Consider the following 2,550-nt stretch of genomic DNA (forward strand, 5'->3'; position numbering starts at 1 on the left):
ATAGTAAGGAATCAGTAGAAAATATATATTTAAATCAAAATATAAATCATGTTTTTTCAATATGGTTTTTAGAAAAACTATTAAAAATAGATTAAAAATCAATTAACAACCTGAATTATTCAGAGCTTTAATCTAAATTGACCAAAAATGTAGTTATGACAAGTAATTTGAAGTAAAATGTTTTTCTCCCAAAAGGTGAAAGTCAAAAAACATTGAAAAAGGCCTCATTTTTGGTAATGTCATAGGTGACTAAGTCAAAAACAAAACCAAGAAGGGGGCTTCTCTATGACTACTTTAAACGAACAAACAATGGATTTCAAGAGGAATTCACTTAAAGGAAAGTGATGGGTAAAATGAGGGATATTGGAAAGTGATTAATAGATTAAGGATTTTACTAAATAAGAAAATTCCTACAGGCAGTTTATTTAGGAATGTAATAACCCTAATTTCTGGAACAACTTTTGCACAAGTGTTACTAGTATTAATATCCCCAATATTAACAAGACTTTACGATCCAGAGGATTTTGGATTATTTACTATGTTTAGTTCAATTTTAGCAATTTTAGCGGTAGTATCTTGCTTTAGATATGAATTAGCAATTGTACTTCCTAAAAAAGATAAGGATGCTGCAAATATTTTAGCATCAACAGTATTAATTTGTTTTATTATCAGCATGTTTGTTTTAATCATTATTATATTACTTAGGGAACAGATTTCAATTTTATTGGGAGCTTCAGAACTTAGGATTTGGCTATTTTTTTTACCACTTAGTTTATTAATGACTGGTCTTTATCAAGCATTTAATTATTGGAATACAAGAAAGAGACAATTCAATCGATTAGCTACTCAACAGATTACACAGAGTTTGGTAACAGCTGCGACTCAAGTATCATTTGGTTTAACCGGAAAAATGCAAGCTGGAGGACTAATAGGAGGACAAGTAGCAGGACAGGTATTATCAACTGGAAGATTAATTTGGAAAACCTTGGGGGAGGAAGGTAAACAAATAATAGAGTATCTTAGCTTTAGTAATATGAAATTGAACTTAATTAAATATAAAAACTTTCCGCTTTATTCATTATGGTCTGGGTTACTTAATACATCGTCTGTAATGATGCCACCATTATTACTTGGATTTTATTTTACACCTACAGTTGTTGGGCTTTATTCTCTAGGACATAGAGTCTTAAACCTACCCATGAATTTAATAGGAAGTGCTGTAGCTCAAGCCTTCTATCCGCATGCTTCAGAGGCATACAGAAACGGTGAGCTTGGGCGTGTGACTTTTGATGTATATAAGAATCTTATTTCTATTGGATTAGTCCCAATATTGTTGATATCTCTAATTGCACCTGAGTTATTTTTGTTTGTTTTTGGTGACAATTGGTACGAAGCAGGCCAATATGTGAGGTGGATAGGACTCTGGATATTTTTTGTGTTTATATCGTCACCGTTATCAAACATATATTTAATTTTAGAAAAACAACGGTTAGGGTTGATAATGGATTTTCTTTTGTTTTTTTGTAGGTTAATAGTTTTAATTATTGGCGGCTTAAGTGGTGACGCATTATTAACTATAGCTTTATTTGGAATGATCGGGGCGTTATTGTGGATAATAAATTGCATTTTTATTCTTAAATTAGCTGGTATATCACTTTATATAGTCTTAAAACAAGTAATTAGGGAGTTTTTAAAGGCAATACCATATACTTTATTGCCGATTATTTCTATGATTTTCTTTAAAGATTCTTTTACTTTGATATTTTCAGCTATTTTATCAGGAGTATTTTTTTTAATAATTAAAACATTAGCATTACGTAAATATAGTCGTAATTTTCAGTAAGCAATTCCTCTAAATTTAATCTAAAAATAAGCCACAGCTGTAAGCTTCTTTGTATAGTAGTCCTGTTTAATCTTCTTAACCGCCTCTAATTCAGCATTCTGCTTTTTTTCAAGCTGCTCTAAACGCTTTTGAAGTTCTTCAATTGTAGGGTTTGAAGTTGAGTTTTGTGAATGGAAAAATCTTGGGTAGGATTAGCATTGTGAATCTGCGTTTTAATCAAGGGATTCCTAGAAAGAGGGTATTTTATTGTCTGACAATGGTAAATTAGTTATATCGTTGGATTTTGAACTTTATTGGGGAGTAAGAGATAAAAAAAGTTTAGAAAGTTATAAAGAAAACTTACTGGGGGTTTGGACTGCAATTCCTGCTATATTGGAATTATTCGAAAAATATGGAATACATGCTACTTGGTCCACCGTAGGATTTCTTTTTTTTAAATCACGTGAAGAATTAATAGATAATTGTCCTCAACAAAAACCCGTCTATCTAAATAGCAATTTATCACCCTATGAACATATTTACAATATAGGTTCTAACGAAGAAGAAGATCCTTATCATTTTGCTCCTTCATTAATTCAAAAAATAATTTCATATCCATATCAAAGAATTGGAACACATACTTTTTCTCACTATTATTGTTTGGAACAAGGTCAAAATATAAATTCATTTAAAGCAGATATTAGCGCAGCTATAAATGTTGGCAAGAA

General features: G+C 30.7%; 1 protein-coding gene and 1 pseudogene. Both read left to right on the forward strand.

From position 1 onward, the window contains the following. Positions 1–370: 370 nt before the first annotated feature. Positions 371–1,843, forward strand: a complete 1,473-nt coding sequence (locus tag V7164_RS25235) for a lipopolysaccharide biosynthesis protein (protein WP_335347428.1) — start codon at positions 371–373, stop codon at positions 1,841–1,843. A gap of 246 nt (positions 1,844–2,089) precedes the next feature. Next, positions 2,090–2,550 (forward strand): annotated as a pseudogene (locus V7164_RS25240) (polysaccharide deacetylase family protein); the annotation flags it as partial.

The sequence above is a fragment of the Bacillus sp. JJ1474 genome (assembly GCF_036965225.1).
Classification (GTDB): domain Bacteria; phylum Bacillota; class Bacilli; order Bacillales; family Cytobacillaceae; genus Cytobacillus.